The sequence below is a fragment of the Pantoea sp. ACRSC genome, from assembly GCF_022346785.1.
In the GTDB taxonomy this organism is placed as follows: Bacteria; Pseudomonadota; Gammaproteobacteria; order Enterobacterales; family Enterobacteriaceae; genus Pantoea; species Pantoea alvi.
The window spans coordinates 1-22,974 of sequence record NZ_JAKRNN010000034.1 but is presented as its reverse complement, the minus strand read 5'-3'; the positions used below and the strand labels follow the sequence as shown (position 1 = coordinate 22,974).

At 46.8% G+C, this 22,974-nt stretch carries 19 protein-coding genes, 1 tRNA gene and 1 pseudogene; 1 reads left to right on the top strand and 20 read right to left on the bottom strand.

Features of this window, described 5'->3' with window-relative positions; genetic code table 11:
- Nucleotides 1-116 precede the first annotated feature (116 nt).
- Together MHZ97_RS21185 and MHZ97_RS21180 are read right to left on the bottom strand one after the other, a co-directional pair.
- Nucleotides 117-590, bottom strand: a complete 474-nt coding sequence (locus MHZ97_RS21185; protein ID WP_239315615.1) for a super-infection exclusion protein B — start codon at nucleotides 588-590, stop codon at nucleotides 117-119.
- Nucleotides 591-1,166: 576 nt separating this feature from the next.
- Nucleotides 1,167-1,742 carry a hypothetical protein gene (locus MHZ97_RS21180; RefSeq protein ID WP_239315616.1) on the bottom strand — a complete coding sequence of 192 codons (576 nt, stop codon included), beginning with the start codon at nucleotides 1,740-1,742 and terminating at the stop codon, nucleotides 1,167-1,169.
- 185 nt (nucleotides 1,743-1,927) lie between these two features.
- Between MHZ97_RS21180 and MHZ97_RS21175 the strand changes: the two genes are divergently transcribed.
- Complete coding sequence (locus tag MHZ97_RS21175; RefSeq protein WP_065809789.1) at nucleotides 1,928-2,845, top strand: restriction endonuclease; 918 nt, start codon at nucleotides 1,928-1,930, stop codon at nucleotides 2,843-2,845.
- 49 nt (nucleotides 2,846-2,894) lie between these two features.
- Here the strand turns inward: MHZ97_RS21175 and MHZ97_RS21170 are convergent, their stop codons facing one another.
- From MHZ97_RS21170 to motA, 18 genes and pseudogenes are all read right to left on the bottom strand, one after another.
- Nucleotides 2,895-4,223: a restriction endonuclease subunit S gene (locus tag MHZ97_RS21170; protein WP_065809788.1), complete on the bottom strand. Its 1,329-nt coding sequence runs from the start codon at nucleotides 4,221-4,223 to the stop codon at nucleotides 2,895-2,897.
- Nucleotides 4,220-5,842, bottom strand: a complete 1,623-nt coding sequence (locus MHZ97_RS21165) for an N-6 DNA methylase (RefSeq protein ID WP_065809787.1) — start codon at nucleotides 5,840-5,842, stop codon at nucleotides 4,220-4,222. The genes MHZ97_RS21170 and MHZ97_RS21165 overlap by 4 nt, the downstream gene beginning before the upstream one ends.
- A gap of 66 nt (nucleotides 5,843-5,908) precedes the next feature.
- On the bottom strand, nucleotides 5,909-9,430 hold the full coding sequence (gene hsdR / locus MHZ97_RS21160) for a type I restriction-modification system endonuclease (RefSeq protein ID WP_065809786.1): 3,522 nt from the start codon (nucleotides 9,428-9,430) through the stop codon (nucleotides 5,909-5,911).
- 438 nt (nucleotides 9,431-9,868) lie between these two features.
- Nucleotides 9,869-10,168, bottom strand: coding sequence for a helix-turn-helix domain-containing protein (locus tag MHZ97_RS21155; protein ID WP_064162529.1), 300 nt, complete (start codon nucleotides 10,166-10,168; stop codon nucleotides 9,869-9,871).
- 67 nt (nucleotides 10,169-10,235) lie between these two features.
- Nucleotides 10,236-10,355, bottom strand: a pseudogene (locus tag MHZ97_RS22500) (type II toxin-antitoxin system RelE/ParE family toxin); the annotation flags it as partial.
- 470 nt (nucleotides 10,356-10,825) lie between these two features.
- Nucleotides 10,826-11,872 carry a helicase RepA family protein gene (locus MHZ97_RS21145; protein WP_065809785.1) on the bottom strand — a complete coding sequence of 349 codons (1,047 nt, stop codon included), beginning with the start codon at nucleotides 11,870-11,872 and terminating at the stop codon, nucleotides 10,826-10,828.
- An 83-nt stretch (nucleotides 11,873-11,955) separates the two neighbouring features.
- Nucleotides 11,956-12,141 carry an AlpA family transcriptional regulator gene (locus MHZ97_RS21140; protein WP_071579748.1) on the bottom strand — a complete coding sequence of 62 codons (186 nt, stop codon included), beginning with the start codon at nucleotides 12,139-12,141 and terminating at the stop codon, nucleotides 11,956-11,958.
- A 23-nt stretch (nucleotides 12,142-12,164) separates the two neighbouring features.
- Complete coding sequence (locus MHZ97_RS21135; RefSeq protein WP_064162469.1) at nucleotides 12,165-13,433, bottom strand: integrase arm-type DNA-binding domain-containing protein; 1,269 nt, start codon at nucleotides 13,431-13,433, stop codon at nucleotides 12,165-12,167.
- Between the two features lie 228 nt (nucleotides 13,434-13,661).
- The gene (locus tag MHZ97_RS21130; protein ID WP_032412895.1) at nucleotides 13,662-14,564 is read right to left on the bottom strand and encodes a site-specific integrase; all 903 of its coding nucleotides are present in this window, start codon (nucleotides 14,562-14,564) and stop codon (nucleotides 13,662-13,664) included.
- 702 nt (nucleotides 14,565-15,266) lie between these two features.
- Nucleotides 15,267-15,431 (bottom strand): hypothetical protein, encoded by a 165-nt coding sequence (locus tag MHZ97_RS21125; protein ID WP_158610281.1) that lies wholly within the window; start codon nucleotides 15,429-15,431, stop codon nucleotides 15,267-15,269.
- A gap of 331 nt (nucleotides 15,432-15,762) precedes the next feature.
- Nucleotides 15,763-16,728: a hypothetical protein gene (locus tag MHZ97_RS21120; RefSeq protein ID WP_032412893.1), complete on the bottom strand. Its 966-nt coding sequence runs from the start codon at nucleotides 16,726-16,728 to the stop codon at nucleotides 15,763-15,765.
- Between the two features lie 307 nt (nucleotides 16,729-17,035).
- Nucleotides 17,036-17,584 (bottom strand): GNAT family N-acetyltransferase, encoded by a 549-nt coding sequence (locus MHZ97_RS21115; protein ID WP_023320124.1) that lies wholly within the window; start codon nucleotides 17,582-17,584, stop codon nucleotides 17,036-17,038.
- Nucleotides 17,585-18,075: 491 nt separating this feature from the next.
- Nucleotides 18,076-18,160 (bottom strand) — tRNA-Leu (locus tag MHZ97_RS21110).
- A gap of 258 nt (nucleotides 18,161-18,418) precedes the next feature.
- The gene (locus tag MHZ97_RS21105) at nucleotides 18,419-18,997 is read right to left on the bottom strand and encodes a hypothetical protein (RefSeq protein ID WP_239315617.1); all 579 of its coding nucleotides are present in this window, start codon (nucleotides 18,995-18,997) and stop codon (nucleotides 18,419-18,421) included.
- A 70-nt stretch (nucleotides 18,998-19,067) separates the two neighbouring features.
- A complete protein-coding gene (gene parM / locus MHZ97_RS21100) occupies nucleotides 19,068-20,117 on the bottom strand; it encodes a plasmid segregation protein ParM domain-containing protein (RefSeq protein ID WP_239315618.1) in 1,050 nt (349 codons plus the stop codon).
- A gap of 47 nt (nucleotides 20,118-20,164) precedes the next feature.
- Entirely contained in the window at nucleotides 20,165-20,938 is a 774-nt protein-coding gene (locus MHZ97_RS21095; protein ID WP_239315619.1) for a C40 family peptidase, read from the bottom strand.
- Nucleotides 20,939-20,954: 16 nt separating this feature from the next.
- The gene (gene lafU, locus MHZ97_RS21090; protein WP_239315620.1) at nucleotides 20,955-21,905 is read right to left on the bottom strand and encodes a putative lateral flagellar export/assembly protein LafU; all 951 of its coding nucleotides are present in this window, start codon (nucleotides 21,903-21,905) and stop codon (nucleotides 20,955-20,957) included.
- Nucleotides 21,905-22,768, bottom strand: coding sequence for a flagellar motor stator protein MotA (gene motA, locus MHZ97_RS21085; protein WP_239315621.1), 864 nt, complete (start codon nucleotides 22,766-22,768; stop codon nucleotides 21,905-21,907). The genes lafU and motA overlap by 1 nt, the downstream gene beginning before the upstream one ends.
- Nucleotides 22,769-22,974: the final 206 nt, after the last annotated feature.

Below are 22,974 nucleotides of genomic sequence, written 5' to 3'. Positions count from 1 at the left end.
TGAGCGGATTCGCGTTTAAACTCTGCGCTGAAATTTCTTTTTTTCATTGAGGCACCTGTAATGTTCTGAGGTGAGCATATCACCTCTGTTCAGGTGGCCAAATTCAGTAAACCACTTCAATATTTTTCTAACGTCTCTTTTGCCCACGGATAAATACAGTAAGGCACATTGTCATAATCCATAATAAGCGCACTGGCACGGTAGACGATTTTCCTCGATGCTAAAGCACAAATCGCCCCATCATGCATGCTTCTGTAAATGGTAGGAAACTGCCCTTCTGTGAAGTGCAACAGACAATGTTTTTCATCAGGCGTGAGATTCTCTAACCGCTTCTTCCTACCTTTTTCAACTTCTTTTTTCCTTATAACCTCTTGAATACCCCCTATCAAGCGGCTAATAAGGATTGCAATCATCAATATCCATACTGGACCAATGTAGACCTTGTAACTCTCCCTGAACTCCTGAAGCCCAAGCGCTTTAGTAAATCCTTCAGGTGCAAACAGGATCATAGAGATGACAATCCCAACGGTAAGGAAAAGGCTTGTGGGTAGTTTCTTATAAGCATCTACAATATCGGAAAAATTAGGCAAAAGTCGCACCTTTTGATTTCTTATGGTATGCCTAATTTATAGCCGTTTATTGACCTTCAGACAATACTCACCTAATGCGCCGTGATGGGGTATTATCCTATCAGCGCCGTAGGCGTCATCTGTGTTGTGCTTTCACTCATTCTCTTATCAGGTAGCCGTTATAGTCCGGTGGCTGAAACCGTGGCAGAGCCAGATTCTTTCCCGATCTGGTTAGGATTCCCATCAATCGCCTGTTTATCCCCTGTGCTGTCTCACGACATGGCATTACGGAACACCGCGCTAAGTGTGGAATGAATGAAAGTTTTGGGATGATTTAGAGACGTGGGCTGCGTCATAGCTTTCAAGTTGAAAACTGTACGTGTTTGAAGCTTGGAACTACACGCCGCTATGAGATAGTATTCCCTGATCTGCCACTACTAACTACAGCGGCAATTTCTGGTGAGGATTTGGATCATTTCTACCATGCAAAGGAGTTCGATAATTTTTGCTAAAGCCAGTAATGACGGGCTTTGTAGATTGATCAAGGTACTGAATGCCGAAGGCCGGACTCATGGTTTAAGAATAATTTGCTGATAACTATAAATTTTCTGATTGTCGGCGTTCAGGGATATACGGTAAAAGTCCGTGATGGGCGATAATGCCTGGGTCTATCTCACTTACCGTAATGCCGGTATAGGCTGTCCAGCCATGCAGGCGTTTCACATACTGCATCACCTCCGCCGGAACCTTGGGGGAAAAATTAAGCACGATCTCTTCTTCCTCACCATGCCAGAGCGGCAACGTAGTCACTTCTACATCCGCGCGAATGCGCTGCCAGTCAGTCATCCTTAAACCGCAGATTTGCAGCAGGCTGAGTATATCGCCATTTTCGTCATCAAACGGCAAAACCTCAGGTATCACATTCACTTCAATAGAATGTGGCTTAATCTCAGGGATCTGCTTTTTCACTAACTGCTGTATACCCGCTAATAATTTCCCTGCCGCAAAGCGTGGCTTAAACCAGTGCAGAATTTCCCGCTGGAAGTTATCAAGACTAAAATCGTAATATCCCACTGATATTTCCAAACCAATAACTTCAGTATCAAAAATATCATTGGAAGAATAGGCTTCATTTATTGGAGGGTAAAAAATAAAATCAATCTTTTTATCCATCATAATTAACCTCAAAGAAAATAATAAAAAGGAGAGTGAAGATTATTAATGGCACCCATTAAATATAACCTATTATTCGTAAGCAAAAAACATAATCAATAAAAAATAATTGGTTATCGAACTTCACGCTTTATAAGTTCGATGCCATAATAAAAAGAGCAAATCTTAATAGAGAAGAGTACACCATGTCGGTTCCTACCTACGATAACTTTATTGAGCCTGTATTACGGGTATTACAGCAATCACCTACCGGAGTCGCCGCGAAAGAGGTTTATGAGGGAGCAGCCAACTTACTGCATCTCGATGATAGCCAGCGCAATGAACTTATCCCCAGCGGCCAACCGGTTTACAAAAATCGGGCCGGGTGGGCCCACGACCGGCTCAAACGCGCCGGACTATCCCAAAGCCTGTCACGCGGTAAATGGTGCTTAACCGAGGCAGGCTTCAACTGGCTTAAGCAGCACCCTTTTCCCCTGAGTAAAGCGCAGGTTGATCATCTGGCGTTTGATTTTATCAACGTCCGACTAACCACCCCAACGGATGCGGTTGTGCTGGACGATGATGGCGCACCGGACACGACTCTTTCCCCGCAAACCAGCAGCCCAGATGACCGCTTAGCGGAAGCTCTGGCAGAGATCCGCAGTGCGGTCGCCAGCGAATTACTGGAAAATTTACTGCAGGTCTCACCGAATCGCTTTGAAGTGATTGTCTTAGATGTGTTGCATAAGCTTGGTTACGGCGGCCATAGAGACGATCTTCAGCGTGTCGGGGGCACCGGCGACGGCGGTATCGATGGCATTATTTCTCTGGATAAACTTGGGCTAGAAAAGGTCTATGTCCAGGCGAAGCGTTGGCAAGGTACTGTTGGTCGCCCAGAACTACAAGCTTTCTATGGCGCACTGGCAGGACAAAAAGCCAAACGCGGTATCTTTATCACCACCTCAGGCTTTACCGCCCATGCGGTGGAATTTTCCCGATCCGTTGAAGGTTTAGTCCTGATCGATGGCAATCGACTGGTTAACTTGATGATGGATAATGAAGTGGGTGTTACCTCGCAACAGATTAAACTGCCCAAAATCGATATGGATTATTTTGAGCAGTAATACCAAGCGCTTGATTACCTTAATGGCAGCCCACCAACGTGGGCTTATTTTAGTGAGAAGACTTTTTAGCGCGTTTTTTTATCGTACCAGCAGCCAGTTTTTCAGCAGTAATTTTTTCCAGCAATGCTTCTGCACTATTGATCCCGCTAATCAACTCAGGGTTTTCCTCACGCCATTGGGCGGTTAATTCACCACGAAAGGCTTTGGCGAGGATGGATTGGGTTAGTTGATTAATATTTTTCATTGCCTCTATAGATTTTTTTTCAATTGTATCGGCGTACAAAAATAGCGCTTCTATCTTTCTCACAACTTTTTTTTGTAAAAAAATTGAAGGCAACCTAATTTTAAATTTTCTGAGATTTGATAAAGACACTGTTTTTTGTGCTGTGCCTGTTGCAACTCTCTGAGCATATTTAAACACTTCAGGTGATTTTAAATAAAAATATAGATATTTATAAAAAATCAATTCATGATTTGGTTTAATAATAGCTATATGCCTCTGAAAGCAAAATTTAGCATTATCTGTGATTACAACAGGAATACCAAAACTTCCTGTAACAGTATAAAGAATGTCTTTTTCATCTGGCTTTCTAATATCTTTCAAATTTTCATAATATTCCAATGGAACTCGTCTAACGACATTATCAAAATCAACAACCCCTTTATTAACATCAGAAATTACTAGAAAAGGTATACCAGAATTTGATTTTGGAGGAGCTTGATGATCCCCATCAGAAATACTACGGCAAATATCTTTTAACTCCATGTTTTTCAACGAAGAAAAATCATCTATTTCATAATCAAACTCTGTACTCAACACCGACTGCCTAAATCTTTTCAAAATTTCAGGGATATTTTCCAGCCGGGTTTTAATACTCTCCACGCGAGCCAAAAGGTCATCGAGTTTATCGGCGATTATTTTTTGTTCGGCATATGGAGGGAGAAGAAAAATAAATTTACTAAGATCCTCTTTATTGAATCCATTTTGAGCAGATCTAGATAACAATCTTAATGGTGATTGAAATTCTTCTGATTCAAGATAATATCGTATATACGATAAAAAAATCTCTTTCGGATATATAACTTTTGCAAGAGCAACATTATATGCTCCCTCTTGCCCAGTACAAATCCGGCCTAATGAAGCACCATATCTACCAATTAATAAATCTTGTTTGCTACATTTCTTCAGTTTTTTACTTTCAGGTATAAATGTTGGAACAGGTTTTTTACCAAAGTCCCTAATTTGTAGTAATCGAATATATCCATCTTGTTTTTCAGAGATAAATTCTGATTTCGGTGGTTGAGTCCCTCCTTGAACATCCAAGATATCGGTAAATTTTAAATTAATCCACCCACTAGGTAAGCTTACCTGACTCATGCTTTATCCTCACCAAATATCTCTTGTAACAACACCTTCTGCACATCAGCCTCTTCCCCTGCCCCTAACTCCCGCATCAATGCATCAAGCTCACCGAGGGCCTGTATCAGTTCACTCATGGCTTCTCCGGCTAATACAGCAGGCTCTGGTAGGCTGGCAGCATCGACGCTGCTATTATCCCGTAGCCAGGAGATATCCAGCGAATCGCCTTTGGTGTCGCGGATCCACTCCCGGGTAAAGACCCGCCAGCGGCTGGTTGTGAGGCGCTCGGCCACATTGTCATTTTCAGCCGTATCAGGGGCTTCAATTTCTTCAGCGTTAAAGCTCCACTCCCCTTCCTGACGCGGGCTATTGCCGGTGGGTGAGTCACCGAAAACGCCTTCAAAAGGTTTTAAATGGTTTTCATTGAACGGAGTGCGCTTGCCAAAGCTCGGCATATTGGTGCGCAGATCATAGACCCAGATATTTTGCGTACAGTTTTCTTCTTGGTATTTATCCGCCTCGGTGCCTTTGGTGAAAAACAGTACGTTAGTTTTCACGCCCTGGGCATAAAAAATACCGGTGGGTAAGCGCAGAATGGTATGCAGGTTACATTTATTCATCAGGTCCCGGCGCACATCAGTCCCGACCCCAGCCTCAAATAAGACGTTATCCGGCAAAACCACAGCCGCGCGGCCGCCCGGTTTTAGATTACGGTAGATATGCTGTAAAAAGGCCAGCTGCTTATTACTGGTGGGATAGGTAAGGTCATCCCGGGTAATACTGGCTTCGCCCCCCTTCGCGGTACCAAAAGGCGGGTTAGCCAGAATAATATCGGCTTTCGCCAGCGATTGCCCGGCCATACCCAAGGCATTACCCTGATGGACTACCCCTTCATCGTCCCCTTCCATACCATGCAGCAGGCAGTTCATCAGCGCCAGACGGCGGGTTGAGGGCACCAGTTCAACACCGACAAAGGCTTTGTTTTTCTGAAACTGCTGCTCTTTGGCGGTCAAATCATAGAGATCATCGGTATGAGACTTAATATACTGGTCGGCAGCGATTAAGAAACCGGCAGTGCCTGCCGCCGGGTCTTGCACCACTTCCCCCGGCTGGGGTTTGATGCAGTTAACCATGCTGTTAATCAGTACCCGCGGGGTAAAGTACTGCCCGGCTCCAGACTTGGTTTCACCGGCGTTTTTTTCCAGCAGACCTTCATATAAATCACCTAAGCCGTCTTTCTGGACACTAAACCAGTCAATTTGGTCCAGCGAGCGGATCAGCTGTTCCAGATGGCGCGGTTCACGCAGGCGGGTTTGGGCATCGGCATAGATGGCGGTAATCAGCGGGTCAGCATGCACCAGGTTACCTTCGGCATCTTTACCGGTCGAGAGCTTCAGCAGAATTTGTTTGTAATCATTCAGCAGGTTAATACCAGATTTTGCGTTTAAATCGGTCCAGCGGCAGCCTTCTGGCAAGGTGTGTTTATCCAGCGTTTCAGCTTCGGTGTTCTCATGCACCATCTTGATAAACAGCAGTAATACCAGCTCAGTGACATAGTCGCTGTAGTTAATGCCGTCATCACGCAGTACATCACACAGGTTCCAGAGTTTCTGGACGATTTCGTTATTATTGCTCATAGGACTTCCGAAGAAGGCCGGTAACCCGGCCTGTTTGCTGAAAAATTATGGGGAAGGGTAGCACGATCAGGCGGTTTTTGGAGCCCACAAGGTGTCGTTCATCTGCTCGAGAATGCTATCTAACTGGTCATCCAGTAACACATTGATTCTTTTCGCGCCTCCTGCATCAGAAAAGCATTGATTCACGAAGTGTTTATCCAATACCACTTCATGTACCAGCTGTTTAGCCAGACGCTCCAGCCACTTTTTCTGCACAGTGGTCCAGCGATGTTGGGCGTATATGCCATCCAGTGCCTGTTTGACGCGCTCTTCAAACGGTATTAGGGATTCCCCTAGGGCCGCCTGGCGAATATGGCCGATAATGGTGGCGGCAATATCCTGGTTACTCTCCGTGCGGATGGCTGAACGCAGACTAGCCTCACTGTAGCCCGCCTCATCCAGTAATAAGCGGATCTCTTTAAGCTGCTGCCGCGTCAAATCACGCGGACGATTTACCACCACCGATAAGGCTGCGGACTGGTTGAGGTTATTTTTGATAAACTCGCTAAAGCTCTGCAGATAGTCCGCCGGTTTCTGATAACGCCCGTAGTTTTGCTCTCTACTGATCAGCTCATCTTTATGGTCAGAGATCACCGGGCGATATTCACTGCCCAGCAGGGCCCCTACATCTTCAAGCTGCGTAATCAGATTACGGTGCTGTTTCAGAAACACGGAGGCTTGCTGCGGGCCGATTTTATGCAGATGCTGATGCAGATTTTTTGGCTCGACGCCCCATAAGGCTTCCAGCTCGTTTAATTTTTCACGCACCTCCGGCTGCCTGTCGGCTTTGCTTTCGGCTTTACGCAACACCCGCATCACTTTCTGACTCAGCTGATTAAGCAGGCTATCCGCTTGCGTTTCCATGGCGCTATCCCCTGGCGTGTTGAGGGCGGTGGCCAGCACCTCATCATTGGCAAGCTCTTCAACCAGCTGTTCAATACTGACTCCGGCATTTTTTACCAGCGGTTTCATCGTGTTGACATCTTGCAGCGTGGCATAGAGATCCACCGGATCGTGGATCCAGAATACGGTTTTACCGATCTCATCGCAGCGTCGTGTTGCCCGGCCAATCATCTGCTCATAGAGAATGCGGGACTTCACGCGCCGCAGGAACACCAGGTGCGTGATAGGCGGGACATCAATCCCGGTGGTCAGAAGGTCTACCGTAATGGCAATACTCGGATAACGTTCATTTTTAAAGCGTTTAATCAGTTTACTCACCTGATCACTTTTACCGGTGATTTTTTGTATCGCGGCCTGATTAAAATCAGGATGGATATCGCCCATCGCAGTATCCAATAAGCGTTTAACCATATCCGCATGGGCATCGGTGGCGCAGAAAATCAGGGTCTTTTCATTCCCGGCAGGATCGATCTCTTTCGCTAACTCTTCACAAATCACCCGATTAAACTCTTCGGTAATCACCCGGCGGTTAAAGGCCTCGATATCAAAATCGAGCTCATCTTCCAGTTCACTGATATCCACTTCACCGGTTTCGGTGTCAATGGCACTGACCTCATCCCCTTTCTCAAAGTGAATACCATGCTTACTGAGCAGAGTGGTATAGCGAATCGGCGGTTCATGGTCGATGAGCCAGTCTTCCGCCACCGCTTCGCGATAAGAATAGGTATAGACCGGATGACCAAAAATCTCGCTAGTATGCCTGGCTGGCGTAGCCGTTAAGCCAATTTTTATCGCATCAAAGTAGTCCAGCACCCGACGATAACTGGAGAGATACTGAGCATTATCGCGGATAGCCAGTTCGCCCTCGGTCATCTCCTGATCGAGGGTATATCCCCGGTGCGCCTCATCGATAATAATGCAGTCAAAGGTATCCACCGCGGGTTGATTGCCTGAACGATAGATACGACTGACCATCGCCTGCACCGTGGCCACCTGAACACGGGTCTCCGCCTCAGCCGCCATATCCCCCAGCTCAGCAACATTGTAGATCTGCGACAGGGTCTGGTTCTGCTCTAATGAAGCCTCTTTAAAGGCATCCTGAGCCTGTTCCCCGAGGGCTGAACGGTCAACCAGAAACAGAATACGTTTAAAGCGCTCTGCTTTTAAAAAACGATAGATCAGGCCGATAATAGTTCGGGTTTTACCGGTGCCGGTGGCCATCGCCAGTAGCGCTTCTCGTGCCCCGTCTTCCAAGGCCGATTCCACCGCTTTAACCGCTTTTTCCTGATAATCACGCAAGCCAAGATAGCCAAAGGGTTCATTATGCAGTTTGGCTTCAGCTTCGGCGCGGCTGCGATGGAGGCGGTCTATCAGACCTTCAGGGGTAATAAAATTTTCTAACGGGTAGCCAGTGTTATCCGCGGAGCGGACATCCCGAAACCAGGTCCCGGAAAACTCTGCCGACTGCTTAATATAAGGGCGTCCATTACAGGAGAATACAAAGGGGATCTCGAATACCTCTCCGGTACCATCATCCCAACCTGCCATTAACCCCTCCTCCTTCCAGGCGGGTGTTAATGAGGCATCAAACTGAAAGCCTTTGCTATAACGCTCAGCTTGAGGAATTTTCCCGGCGACATTTTCATTTTTCTTTTTCGCTTCCACTGTCGCGATGGGGATAAGCCCGCAGAATAAAACGTAATCGGCTCTGCCTCGCTCACCCTTCAATGAAGTGGGCCATTCAGCAATGGCTTTGTTCACCCCTTTTTCTGGCCGAGCACCTTTTTGGTAGGTCAGTTCCTCAGAATCTGCCAGCCAGCCCCACTCATTCAGCTGTTGGTCAATCAGAATACGCGTCAGCTCTTCGGTCATCACCTGCTTACGGGCTGAACTGGACTTCCGATTAAACGCTTTACGCTGGTCAGTGACCACCTGTTGCGCCTGCTGGGCAAGCTGTTCCTGCAGGGCCTTTAACTTAGCGTCATACTCCTTTTGCAGGCGCAGTAAATCTTGCTGATTAATTTCCAACAGGGTTTGCTGTTCCCGCGCTTCCTTGTCCATCGCCTCGGCCAGTTGGGCATACTCTTCTTTCTGCTGCTTGAGTAATGCCTGTAGCTGTTCGCTGCTTTCTAGCTTTTGATTGGTGGCCAACAGCGTCTGTTTCAGCTTTTCAATGGCGAGCTGAGACTGGGTTAACTGAGTACTGGGGTCATGGGGCGCGGTAAAGGGGCCGGGATTAAACCCGCTTCCGGCGTTACCAAAGGTTTGATGAAACCAAATCGCTAAAGCACGAGCGATGCGCAAGGCATCCATCGCTTCCCGGTGTTTGGTTTGAAACTGATGGGTGGCTTTATTCCCTTCGATACGTAAAGTATGAAACAGCTGACGAATGGCCGGGTCGAGCTGTAGCTCCCTGTCCAGTCGATAAAGCAGTTCTTGTTGGCTGGGATTATCTTCAAGACTAATATTTAACCGCACAGCAATATTCTGAGCGAGCACTTCACCAAATTGGCGCAGTTTCATTAGCGTGGTGTTCGGATCGCTGGCAAACACCTGCTCAGCCGTTGTGGTTATCTGCACAAACAGCGGATCATATTCTTCCAAAAAAGCAAAGTTCGCTGATAAAGGGGGGATCGAGGTGGTCAACGTCAGGCTCCTCTCGCAATCACCCGTCACTTATTGCTGCCAAGCACCGGCTGAAAAGTTCGATTTTGGGAAATATCTCTCAAAATCATAGCGCTGTGCTGTTTTTAATCAAGGGATTAACCTTGCTTAAGCATCAATATCGTAGGAAATAATACAAAAGGTAATCATTGCCCAATATTTTCCCGACAGAATGCCCTTTTCTTATCGATAAACGCGGAAAGATATGGCTCATAGCGCAGAAGTAAAAATCTTTAATTAACAATAAATTAAATTTATTCCCCAGATTGTACGCCTATAGGGAAAGAAAATGGGGAATCACATAGTGACGAGGTTGATTCCCCGTATAGCGCTTAATTCACTATACGGGGAGAAAGGAACGACAGGAACGTATCGCCTTAAAGGGAATCAGCCTGAGACATCGGCTAAGAGAAAAAGGGCTTAGATATGAAACGCGATGCGCTTCCCAGTGGGTAACTCAACATCCAGACTAAGCTTGCCGCCCATCGCTTCAATATAGCGCTTTAGTGTAGCCAGTTTCAGGTCATTACCCCGCTGCTCCAGCTGAGTGATCGCTGGTTGGCTAACGCCCATCATTTCCGCCACATACTTCTGTGAAAGCTGCAGCTCTTCACGCATCATCTGCAAGCCGACCTCCAGGATCATTTCATCAGACATCTCTTTGATTCTGGCCTGGCTTTCAGGAGAGCGAGCGGCAATCGCATCATCGAGTGTTCTCATTGGTTTATCTCCAGATTTTTCAGGTGCGCTGTAAACTCATCTTCAGCAATACGCATCAGTTTCTCACATAGAGTCTGGGCAACTCAGGGCCATACATCTGTAACTTGCCCAAATCCGCCAGCACTTTTTCCTGAAGCGCGTCATCCTACTCGCTTAACCAATCATCAAATCGTTGGCTAAAAAGTACTGTCTACATACCATCCACTTATAAGCTATGACTTATAGAGTGATAATATAAGCTAAAGATTATATTATCAAGAGAAAGTGCATGGAATTACCCTCTGCACCGCTTCACATTACGCCACACCGATACGCTAATGTGAGTCATAGCCAGACCTAGAAGCCGCGGCACCTTTAGCCCTTCATTAACATCACATAACACCAGAACCTCGCTCAGAAGCCCCGTCAACCGGAGATGGTATTCGCTACGCATAGGCAATAAGCAAAACGCCTCACGGCAGGGCAATTTATTGTCCGGTCGTGAGGCGTTGGCCAACGAATGTAATGAGGCGGCAGGAAAAACCTTCTATAACCGTCATACTTCAAGCTGCAGATGCGTTGGCTGCAACTTAAATTATTTTGGGTATATCACACGAAAAGTTGATAAATCTAAAATCCCAAAAATATATTTTACATCAGTAAGATATATGAAAAAATTTACTGCTTTACGAGTAGTAGTTCTTCACCATTTTCTATTAACATTCCATCATCAATAAATTTTTTCACCCATCGGTGAAAGTGCTTAACCTCAATCCCTCGTTGTTTCAAATCGTCACGAAGCATTTTTTTAGTACATCTCCCACCGTCTGAAAAAATTTTATGAATCATTTCCCAAACAGCTTTATGATTATCAGTCAGGTTTGAAACATGTGATAATTCAGGGTATAGGTTTATTGCTTTTCGAGCATGATCAATGACCGCCAGAGAAGAAATCCTTTCGCCGTCACTATCTATAAACAACTCTGATTCATGCAATTTATAAGCATGACACTTTGGTTCTTCCGCGTCTTTCATTTTGGTACAGGACAAAATTAGCGATTGGTTTTCTTTATCTTTTTTCACATTAAATTCAACATCCAGTGCCGCTTTTAATGAACTTGAGCCTCGGGCACCTTTCGTTTCATCTTTACCTGAATGATGTACAAGAAGGACACTGGCTGATGTTCCATTTTTTATAGCATCACATCCAACAATCAGACGGCCCATATCTTGCGAGTTATTTTCATCCAGATTGCCATAACAACGTGCTAGCGTATCAAAAATAATCAATCTGACAGGTAATCGGCATTTCCCTTCAATGTATTTTATCCCATTCAGTAAATCACGCCGTTCTGAGGGATCGGCAGGAAACACCGGTCGGTTGACTAATATAAGATTACTGACTTTTTTATTGTAGATATTTTCCCATGCTTTTACTCTTCGGCTAACCCCAATCCCCCCCTCACCGACAATATAAATCACAACCCCCGGATTGACTCTATTACCAGACCACTCAATACCAGTTGCGATATGGCACGCCCACGATATAGCAAGAAAACTTTTATAAGATCCACTCGGCCCGTAAATACTGCATAAAGAATTTTCTGTTATATAATTTTTCATCACATAGCTATTTTGTTTATCATAGCCATCCGATCCTACGCTGATGGGTAGTTTGTTGATGACGTGTTCATGTCTGTTTCTGTTATTTTTTGCATGACTCATTTCTGATACCCATATTAAAATTAATTATATTCTGGCAATAGTTACCCACTGCCAGAAAAGACAGTTATTTTTTGGAAGTTAGATTATCGTAAAGAAGTGGCTATTTTATTCTGAACCCAGTCATTTACTTCACTCTCGATAAAAGCGACTTTACTTGCCCCTATTTTTATCTTCCTTGGGAATAAACCCTGCTTTATCAACTCATAAATACGCGGTCGTGAATAACCTGTGATATCCATAACCTGATTAAATGATAATAATTTTTCCATGACTACCTCTCGTTATAAATAAGTTATTTGTTATTTTCAAAAGAATACGGATGATGAAATTCATGGCTGATTTTTTCTAAATAATCAGACCACCACTGCATCATTTTCATCCTTTCCGGAATAAGTTCGGCTTTATGAATATAAGCCGCACGAACATTATTTCTTTCCTGATGACTCATCTGTCGTTCAATGGCATCCCGACTCCATTTCCCTGACTCAATAAGTGCACTACAGGCCATCGTACGGAATCCATGAGAACAAACATCTTTTTTGGTGTTATATCCCATCGTTTGCAATGCATGATTAATGGTATTTTCACTCATTGGTTTTTTGGGATAGTGATCACTGGTAAAGGCAAATATTCTGTTTCCGGTAAACTCCTTAATACTTTTAATTAATTTCAGTGCCTGATCACTCAATGGCACAATATGAGGTGTTTTCATTTTAGAACCACGATATGAAAATTTAACATCGGGTACTTCCTCCCTGATAGAGGGAATGGTCCATACAGCATTCTCCAGATCAAATTCATCCCAGCGCGCAAAACGCATTTCGCTCGATCTGACAAAGGTATGCAACAGGAATTGAATTGTTAGCTTCGTTAATTCCCTCCCCTTATATTCATCAATTCTCCTTAATAAATCAGGAAGTTTTTCCAACTCCAGAGCCGGACGATGGACTAAATTTTTCTTTATTAATGCGCCAGATTTATGGGCAATAGGATTAAACTCTAATAATCCATTATCAACCGCCAATGTCATAATAGAATTAATGCGTTGATAAATACGAGAAGCTAATTCTAAACGCCCTGATGTCTGAATGATTTTTACGGGCTGTAATAGCTCCTGCGCATTAAGGGACTTAATATTGCTTTCACCTAACTGAGGAAAAACCTCATCCATCAGGGATTTTAAAATACGCCGACTATGCTCTGGTGACCACTGTCGATTACTATCGTGCCACTGCATGGCGACTTCTCGGAAAGTTAAGACATTTTCCTGATCTTTTATTCCGCGTGGATCAATCCCTCTTGCTATATTGGCTTTATATTCTTCTCGTTTTTCACGAGCCAAAGCCAGAGGAACATATTTGTACTCACCAAATGAGGTCAAACGGTCCTCACCCTGGAAGCGATAACGTAATCGCCAATAAGCGCTGCCGCTGGATTTGAGCAATAGATATAGCCCTCCACCATCGGATAAGCGCGTCTCTCTTTCGATACTCTCCCCAGCTAATTTTTTAGCGTTTAACTCTCTCAGCTGTTTTTTGATAAATGCATCTGTCAGCAACATAATTAATTCTCCGATTGTATTTTTAGATACGAACAAATCTGGTAATCACTGGCCACATATCCAAGCTACTACGAGTGTTACCAGGGTCGAATAGCACTTTTAAAAAACAAATCAGAAAATATTAATAAATTGAATGAATGTAATTTTTAATAAAATAAAACCAACCATTAACAGAATATTATTCCGCATTAATAAGGGTTATCACAAAACAAAAGATTTAAATTCTTTTCACCTCAGGTAAGTTTTGGTGATTTCTGCTCTAAAATGGCCCATTTCCTGACTCACTACTTCCAGTGACTCGTCATAGGAACACCCATAATCTTGTAGCTCGGCCATACGTTCCTGGGCATAGCTGTGTCGCGTTCCATGGCTCCCCGCTGACCATCCCAATGCTCTGGTGCTGGCATTGCTGAATGATCGACTCCAAGATTGGCCCGCAGAAATCGCATAATATTGCTGATAATGAATGCCTCGGTCCGTCACCGTTACCGGTTCTGCTAATATCCTGCTCTCCAGCATTTCTGCTAATTCTGATGCGATATTGACTTCCCGGAGCAGCCCTCCTTTACCCTGGACTGTGTATGATACGCCGCCCCGCCCCATAAACTTCTTATCTGACGCAGGCCGGGCACTAGGTTCGCGATACCGCCATTCACGTAGAGAAAACAGCTCATGACTGCGTAATCCTGCGTTATAGGCAATACGCGTGGCTAAGCGGTTTTTGTCTGACTGGTGGGATGCAATAATTTCAATTTGTTCTGATGTATAGGATCTGGATGACAAGGACTGTTCATGCAGAGAACGAACTACTCTCAATGTTTGGCCATCGGGTAAAACTCGTGTCAGGTGTAGCATCATCGCCTGTAGGGCCTGACGTTCCATATCCAGACTTTTTTGGCCAACAGAGGCAGCCCTACTGTGGAGGAATTGGATTGCCATTTCCGGCGTGATGTCCTGTAGGTTCACTCCACCATTGGTTCTGAAATAGAGAGCAATACGTGTAAGTGCTGCCTGATAATTCCTCACTGTTCCGACGGAGCGAAAAGCAGTAACCTGCAAAACTTTCATTACGTTAGCAGCCTGACGTTTAGCTATGTCTCGATCCGTCTTTTCAGATGAAAATCTAGCCATGATGTTTCTCCAGCCAACGCGTAACCGTAGTTAAAACAACACAGACTCTTTTTTGTCTTAACCAACGCTGAATTTCAGCGGCAGAAGCTCCGTGATGTTTTAATGCGAGAATTTCTACCCGATATCTATCCAGACGTGATTGGTTACGCCGGTAAGGCCGTTTCCTGCGTAGCCTAGTCTCCTCCTGCAATTTTATGACTATCGTTTTTGCATCAAACATAATATAAGTGCCTACTAATAGTGAGTTGTAAGAACATCTGACCTGTAATGCTATAGCCAGCGACCACCATAGATATCATCATCCATAGCGCCTGTTCGCCCCGGTTTGCCTGATTCAGACGGGCTCGGACTGGTCTCGCCCCGAAATAGTTTTTATACGTTTTTGCCGCAGGAGATAGCACCCGCTAGATTGGGGTTCTGCGTTAGATTTAATAAATTTAAGAAAATGCTTATAAAACACCACATTATCAAGATAATGACACTGTGAGACGCACCTTCATATATTTAATATATTTGATAGATTTAAGGCTTGTATTTATTCATAACTTACTGAAAGTTACAAAAGCCATAGATTTGATACCTGTTTTGGCCAGGTTTTGCCGTTACAGCGAAGTTATGTGTCTGTTATCGGCCAGACTTTGCCATCAAAAGTTAATGTTGTCAGTATTAGCCCTGACAGCTCTCATGAGCGGCTTTCATGCTTTATAAGTTAGTAAAAAATAATAACAAAATCAACGTTGCATCAATTAAGTTGCGCATTTTGCCTTCCAGCCCTTGCCCCTCAAGGCCTTCAGGCCTTTTCTTTATATAACGCATAGCGTCATTGGGGGTAAAAACCTTGATCGAGTGAGCCTTCAGGCGATGCATTTTTTGTAAGCCTTCAGGCGTATGAAATTTTTTGTCTCTACTACCCGTAACATCATGATTTTTGATGACAATTATTTGAGGCTTATTTGCAGGTTAAACGACTGTCATTTGAGACTCATTTGCATGTCAAATGACTGCCATTTGGGAGTCATTTGAAGGTTATCTGAGCCTTTGTTAAAGAAGTGAAGGGCTGCTTTGAGCGAAAAGCGGGCATTAACGCCCAATTAAATTGTGAAGCACGTATTCACCATACTCAATTTGAATACCTTAATCACTAAATTTGAACCAAACTGAAAATGCCAAGCGTGCTGAGCCATTCTTAAATTGTTTGTTATATTTCAAGCACGACAGAGTCAATAGACAACCTTGAGTTATCAGAAATATCCTCGACAAACTCAGCCCACGTACCTCTCTCGACTCTTCGACTGCAATAATGCGAAGTAGCCCTAATGAAGCCAATAGCGACGTCATACAAATCTTGGATAAATTCTTCTATAATAGCTTCGTTGTTGTCACCGTAGGATAAAAATATAGAGTCACGATAGTTCGCTTTACCACGGTATCTAAATGCCTGAATAAGGAAATTAACTTGTCCTTTTTCTAGTGCGTGATCGCGAACTTCGCGAGCAGCTTTCGTGCGAAAGTTGTCAACACCAAGAGCTTTGAAATCACGAGAAGTTCTCACCCTCTCTTCTGTTTCCCACTTTTTGTAGCCATGAGTCCCCTTTAGATAGGAAACCAGTGCACCATGAGCAGTTTCATTATCATAAGCTCTATCATTCAGGTCGAAACGGTTAGCACCTCTATATGCAGCAATCTCGGCATCAGCAGTGTTTGAAACTAAACTAGTTAGAAGAAGATTAAATGGATATGGGATAAGTTTTTTTTCCGCGATATCTGACTGCCAAACTTTTGCTGTGGCTGTATGTGTCTCTTGAATAGAACCAGAAGATGCTGCAACCATCGCGCTAGCGGAAAAATAGATACTGTAATACCAAGAAATAATAGCTGAACGACATATGTCATATTTATCTTCGACATCTTTATTCATACTTTTCAAAGATGACAGATTATGTAAGGCCATCATTGTGTTCTCAAAAACAAGCGTATCAGCTTCACGATTGACAGGTCTACGTTGTACCCGAGCATATAAATCATTTAGTTTATCATCGGCACAAGCGCCACCGTTAACGACTTCGGCAAGGGCCCTCATCCAATTTACAGTCCCCTGAAACGCAAACCGGGGCTCTGCCTGATCACCGGCTTCAAATAGCCTGTCTAATAGCCACTTACTCATGATAAACCCTTGTAAATATGCGGTTATTCAGCGGAAAAATCTGTATCTAAACACGGACTTTTCCACGTTTGTAAATTTAATGTGTGGAACACTACATCGCTTTTGTATAACTGACAACAGCTTATAGGTACAGCCGGGAATTGTATTTGTTATAAATACGGATTAATCCACCTAACAAGTGGTGGCGATACCTTGATCCGGACAAGATATTTTTGCAGTGCAACAACGTCTGCAATTGGCACATAGCGGACAGAAAGCAAGACCCCAAGGTCCGCTATGAGCGATAAGCAGACGTGACATAATCGTATTATCCACCCTTACGAGCATTCCATTCGTCACGGGTAATTTCCCATAGCTCAGAATCCAGAATACCGCTGACATACGCTTTCTTTTCAGTCCTGATGAGCCGCATGCCACTGCTTTCTGAAATACGTTTGGAACGGTTATTGAGAGCCGCTTTCGGCGCACGCAATACAGTCTTATTTAAAGAATTAAACCAATAATCTGTAGCTGCATTACAGGCCTCGCGCATAAATCCTTTTCCCTGATGCTCCGGAGCTAACCAAAATCCTCGATTATTATCCTCAACATCATACAGACAGATTAAACCTACCAGGTTGTCAGGTGTTTCACGATGTCTGATAGTCCAGATCCAAGCGATTCCATTTGCTATATCAGGCAAGGCCACGTTATTGACATAATTCTCGGCACCATTATCCGGATAGGGCCATGGTACTGATGAAACCATGTACCGAACAATCTCCCAGCGAGGATAAAGTTTTTGAATTTGTGAGGAATCATCTGAGGATAATGGTTTTAACAGTAAGCGTTCTGTATAGAGTATAGGTATTGGCATCCGCGCTTTTCCTTCCTGAGCATAGTGTCTATTATTGTTTAAGCCATTAAATAGCTATCTCAATGTAGCTTGATATATAGAAAACATCCATACAATTGGTGGTGCGGTTAACAAAAAGACAGGGGCAGTTTTTGACACAGAACGGACGCTAATCTGCCTTTTAGCTGTACACTCGCAGATCGGTGTACGCATGAAGTAATTTACAGAACAGAGGTCATACATACTCTTGAACTATCGGTAGTACCAATTCTCACTACTAATGCTCATTTCTATCCAGCATATTTGCAACACAAAGCATATAAGGTCATTTTTTAACCAAAACTGTATACCGCCCTAAATCGAACTTGGGATATACATATTTATATCCCGCTTTATGCGATATACCCGCAGATACCATCAGATACGATGAGAATGAAAAATGAGCAGAAAAGAAGTAATTCACTGATTTTAGGCACAAAAAAAGCCACCCTTAGGTGACTTAATTTCGCATATGGTGCCGAAGGCCGGACTCGAACCGGCACGTATTTCTACGGTTGATTTTGAATCAACTGCGTCTACCGATTTCGCCACTCCGGCACGGAAGGGGATGCGGAAACGTTGAGGATTATACCTGCCGCGCGTCGCCATGCAAGCGACGACGCGGTAAACCCGCGCTAAGTGCCCAAAAAACCAGCTCCACCTTCAGTCCTGCTCCAACACCGCCAGTTGTATCACTCGCGCAGCCTTTTGCTGCGGCAGCGACAGCACCTTCACCCCTATTTTCTGCCCCCTGCCGCAGGCGAGCCTCTCCCTGCCCACCGCCTTTTCGGCTGTCTGGCATCAACGCCAGACAGGTCAGAAAATGCCTTTTTGCCGAATGGCTTTCATCTTCTGCGCCGGCGCGCTAAGGCTGCTCAGCGCAATCTCTTCCGTCTGGCCGTTTTTAGCACTCTCCGCGGGTATGGCGCCGCCGGACGCGCCAGAGCTTAGCTTGCGCAGCAGCCGGGTCTGCTGCTCCAGCAGCGTTTTCAGGTGAACGACCTCGCTGCGCAGCTGGGTCAGCTCTTCACGCGACGCCTCGTCCAGCGCGGTTGGCGGCTGTCGCTGTAGCGCGTCGCACATCAGCGCGCGCAGCTGACGCAGCTGCTGCTTGCTGAAATCCGCGCTCGCTTTTGCCGGGTCTGTCTCCACAGGAGCAGCCCCACCGGCAGCAAGCAGACCGGCGCTGGAAAGCTCCTGACACAGGCCATCCAGCGTCAGCCCTTCGCGCCCCAGCGACTCCGCAACATGGCTGCAAAGTAGCGGGTTGAGGAGTTGCAGCTGTAAGCCCGCCAGGTAAAGGGTGCGGTGGAAACGACGCATCTCCATCTGGCTGTCTTCAGGAGTGCCGCCCTGAAGCTTAATGGCCTGATGCCACTGTTTCAGCTGCAGCACTGCGCGCCGGTCTGCGCGCGAATGCTCAGGTGACAAATAAAGCGTAAAATTAACCCGCCGGACAGGCCCGTTACTCATCGACACCCACCTCTGACATATGCGGCAGGGCGACCTCCCCCACTTCTGAATCGGCATGGTAGAGGCAAATTTCCCGCGACAGCGCGCTCTGTGGATTATCGATGGCGATTACGCGATCCCCCAGCGTGGCGTAGGTATCGCGAACCGCCTGTTCAACCAGATGCGCGCCCCCGCCGACCAGATAAACGCGGTTCGGGTTTTTGGCGAACTTCTTCGCTTCATAAGCCACCTGATCCCCGAGCTCCTGAATCTTTATTTCAATCCGCTCCAGGATATCGGCAATGCGGGACTCATCGTTAATCACGCTTTTCACAAAATCGATATCATGGCGGCGCTTTATAAGCTCGTTTGCAACAAGGTAGCTGGAGTCGCTATCGGCGGCGGCTAACAGCTTACGCGTCGCGTCGGTCACCATGGCCACGCCAATTTCGTTGTTCCCATAGATCGCAGAGACATCATCAAACTCACCGACAATCACCCCCATATCGAGCGTGGTGCCGCCGCAGTCAATAACCAGCGATTTGGTGAACTCATTAACCTGTGAGTTAAGCAGGTGCGAAAGCGCCGCTGGCAGGCTTTCCGGCATCACCTGAACGTCTGCGATGCGAAACAGCTCTCCCTTATTCAGGGTGATATCCCGCATCAGATTGCGCCGCTTTGCCTCAATGCGGCTTTCGTTACGCTGGCAGTCGTCCGGGTTGTAGTACTGCGTAATAGGCAGGGTAACAATGATCTCAACCTCGCACGGCGCAATACCCGTCTGCAGCAGAGCGTGGTGAACGGCCAGCAGGTTGAGATCGTCATACTGGTAATCGATGTGCGTGGTAGAAAGCGCCTTGTCAGAGGTGGCGTCGTAGGTATATTTCGTTGTGCCTATGGTGTAGTTATATACCGACTGCCCGCGCAGCAGGGCGGCGCTTTTCCAGTCTTTGCGGAAGGAGTTTGGCGATACCACGGTTTTCAGAACGCCGTCCTGGATCCAGCTGATTTTGACGTTGGTTGAGCCATCATCGATAGCGAATTTCATACGTTGTGCAGTCATTATTTAAAGTCTCATTACAGGTAGGTTAACGGGCTATCCGCACGGCCTTACAGGACGCGTCGTGCCCCTAAATAACGTTGTTGCCAGAAATCACTGGTGAGCTGGCTAATACGGATAGTGAGTCCGGTTCGCGGCGCTTCGATAAACTGCCCCTCGCCAAGATAAACGCCGACGTGATCGGCCCCCGGCCGCTGGTTGATATTGAAAAAGATCAGATCGCCCTTCTTCAAATGTTGCTGTTGCACCCGCTTTAAGCGGTTATCCTGGAACATGCTGTTAGCCGTACGCGGCAGTTTTTGCTCGAGTACGTGATTGAAGGCGTAAAAGACCAGTCCGCTGCAGTCGAACCCTTCGTGCGGGCTCGCTCCGCCCCACTGATAGGGTTTTCCGAGCTGGCTTTTCAGGCGCTGAAGGACGGTGCGTAACTTTGTCTGGCTCTCTCTCACGCGGCGCTTCTCCCGCACCCGGTTCAGCATTTTCTCTGAGCCGCCGAGAACGCCAGGCTCCCAGCGCGGATGCATCGCCAGCATCTTTCTGTTGCTCAGGCGCTGCGCCAGTTTCCGCTCCCGCTCGCGGGATAGCTGGCCGGGGGTGGACGGCACCCCTGTTTTGCGCTTTTTCGCCTGCGCAAAAAGCCTGTCACGGTTCGCTTTACGCTGCTGCGCCTCTGCGGAGATTGTCGACCCGGATAAGGGCACGGGCTGCGCCTCGGCCGAGGCTAGCGGGCCGGCCAGAATAGCTATCAGGAAGAAAGCGCGTAGCAGAGCGACAGGATAAGTCCTTACGGGTAAGAGCTGGCGGAGAGGAGGGAAAGGTTTCACAGCGCTAATCTGGACGTTACTGAGGATGGTTAAGCTTATCTGCCAGTGGCTTAATCACTTTCTCGCCCTGATGCCCGAAGAACTGATAGAGCGAATCGCTGGCCGAATTTGTCAGCACCATGATCTCGATGCGTCGGTTCTCGGAACTCAGGGGATCATCCGGGTTCAGCAGCACCTGGTCGGCCATGCCGCTTACCTGCAACACTTTTTCCGGATCGAGACCGCCGCGCGTCAGCACGGTCCGGGCCTGCATCGCACGCTCGGCTGAGAGCGTCCAGTTGTTATAAAGCTCCTGATCGCGATAGCGGGTTGCATCGGTATGGCCCGTAATCACGATCTTGTTATCAATTTTGTTCAGCTCGGGCGCAAACTCGGTCAGCAGCTGTTTGAAAAAGGGAGCCAAAATGGCGCTGCTGCGCTGGAACATTTCGCGTTTACGATCGTCGGTTATCAGGATACGTAACCCCTGAGGCACCACCTCTATCTGGAGATTCGCCTGCGCGTTATAGGCGGAGGTTATCTTCATGATAACGCGCGCCAGCTCCTCAATTTCGCTTTGCGCGTTCACGCTGACCGGCCCGTTTACGCTGACCTCTTTGAGCCTATCCGTCTTGTTCGCCAGCGCCTCCGGCTCTGGCTGTTTATCAGCGTCGGCAGCGCCCTCGCCATCGTCACTGCTGCTATGCTGGTGGACGAGCGCGATCTGGCTGTCTCCGGCAAACTCTTCCTGCGTAATTGACAGGATGATGCCGCCATCAAATATCGACTCGCCGTGCAGCCGTGAGACGATCTCTTTGCGCTCCTGTTCTGTTACCGCGCCCATAATCCAGAGCACCATAAATAGCGCCATCATCGCCAGGGTAAAGTCGGCAAAGGCCACCTTCCACGCGCCGCCATGAAAGGCATCATGGCTTTTGCGCGAAGAGCGTTTAATGATGGTGGTATGTTCTTTATTACGGCCGCGCATCAGGCGTCACCAGCCATCTGATTTATCCAGCCGTCGAGCGTGGCAAAGGTGGGTTTGGTGTCCATCGGTAGCATTTTGCGGCCCGCATCCACCGCCAGAAGCGTCGGTTTACCGGCCACATGGTTCACCAGCACGGTGCGGACACACTCCAGCACCGCAAGCTGCTTTTTGGTGCGCTGCTCCATGGCGTTTGCGACCGGATCCATCAGGCAATAGCAGAAAAATACCCCGAGGAAGGTGCCGACCAGCGCCGCAGCCACTTTCACTCCGATAACCGCAATAGAGCCATCGATGGACTGCATGGTGATGATAATGCCAAGCACCGCGGCGCAGATGCCGAAACCGGGCATCGCTTCTGCCGTACGCTGCAGCGACCGGGAGGGCTGAAGAAGGTTTTCCTCTATCGCCACCAGCTCTTGCTCAAGGATGCCCTCCAGCTCATGCTCGTTGATCTTGCCCATCGCCATCAGGCGGAAGTTATCAGAGATAAAGGTCACCAGCGCATTGTCGTGAAGCATAAGCGGGTACTTCTGAAACAGCGGGCTGTTCTCGGGCGATTCAATATGTTCATCCAGAACCTTCAGGCCGCCATCCTGTACCAGCTCCAGCAGTTCATAGAGGAGCATCAGCAACTGGCGCTGATACTCGCTGGTATAGTCGTTCTTGCCCATAATGCCGCGGAACTGGCGATACATCTCCCTCATCACCGCTGGCGGGTTGGCAAGCACCATCGCGCCCATCCCGGCGCCAAGAATGATGATGATTTCACCCGGTTGCCAGAACGACATCAGTCTGCCGCCAGACATAAGAAAGCCGCCAACGACGCAGGCCAGGATGATCAAAATACCTAAGAGTTTCTGCATACACCTTTCACTTCTGGAAAAAAGACTGAATTTTTTGGGCGATTTTTTTATTGAGCTGGCAGACCCTGGCCTCCGTTAAATCCAGGAGGCTTTGTTGAATAAATCAGCTTCAGGACGAGTGACTCTGTAGCTGACCGGGTTTTCAGGCAATACGCACGCTTTCTGGCATACCAGCCTTCGTTATTTTATTCAGCGCACGCACCATG

Bases quoted from the DNA above. Each gene is read 5' to 3' on its own strand.
- MHZ97_RS21145 (WP_065809785.1), bottom strand. From the start codon at position 11,872: ATGAGTCATGCAAAAAATAACAGAAACAGACATGAACACGTCATCAAC.
- MHZ97_RS21180 (WP_239315616.1), bottom strand. From the start codon at position 1,742: ATGGATAAAAAGATTGATTTTATTTTTTACCCTCCAATAAATGAAGCC.
- MHZ97_RS21120 (WP_032412893.1), bottom strand. From the start codon at position 16,728: ATGAGTAAGTGGCTATTAGACAGGCTATTTGAAGCCGGTGATCAGGCA.
- MHZ97_RS21155 (WP_064162529.1), bottom strand. From the start codon at position 10,168: ATGAGAACACTCGATGATGCGATTGCCGCTCGCTCTCCTGAAAGCCAG.
- parM (WP_239315618.1), bottom strand. From the start codon at position 20,117: ATGACTGCACAACGTATGAAATTCGCTATCGATGATGGCTCAACCAAC.
- motA (WP_239315621.1), bottom strand. From the start codon at position 22,768: ATGCAGAAACTCTTAGGTATTTTGATCATCCTGGCCTGCGTCGTTGGC.
- MHZ97_RS21115 (WP_023320124.1), bottom strand. From the start codon at position 17,584: ATGCCAATACCTATACTCTATACAGAACGCTTACTGTTAAAACCATTA.
- MHZ97_RS21135 (WP_064162469.1), bottom strand. From the start codon at position 13,433: ATGTTGCTGACAGATGCATTTATCAAAAAACAGCTGAGAGAGTTAAAC.
- MHZ97_RS21175 (WP_065809789.1), top strand. From the start codon at position 1,928: ATGTCGGTTCCTACCTACGATAACTTTATTGAGCCTGTATTACGGGTA.
- MHZ97_RS21140 (WP_071579748.1), bottom strand. From the start codon at position 12,141: ATGGAAAAATTATTATCATTTAATCAGGTTATGGATATCACAGGTTAT.
- MHZ97_RS21130 (WP_032412895.1), bottom strand. From the start codon at position 14,564: ATGGCTAGATTTTCATCTGAAAAGACGGATCGAGACATAGCTAAACGT.
- lafU (WP_239315620.1), bottom strand. From the start codon at position 21,905: ATGCGCGGCCGTAATAAAGAACATACCACCATCATTAAACGCTCTTCG.
- MHZ97_RS21170 (WP_065809788.1), bottom strand. From the start codon at position 4,223: ATGAGTCAGGTAAGCTTACCTAGTGGGTGGATTAATTTAAAATTTACC.
- MHZ97_RS21125 (WP_158610281.1), bottom strand. From the start codon at position 15,431: ATGCATCGCCTGAAGGCTCACTCGATCAAGGTTTTTACCCCCAATGAC.
- MHZ97_RS21165 (WP_065809787.1), bottom strand. From the start codon at position 5,842: ATGAGCAATAATAACGAAATCGTCCAGAAACTCTGGAACCTGTGTGAT.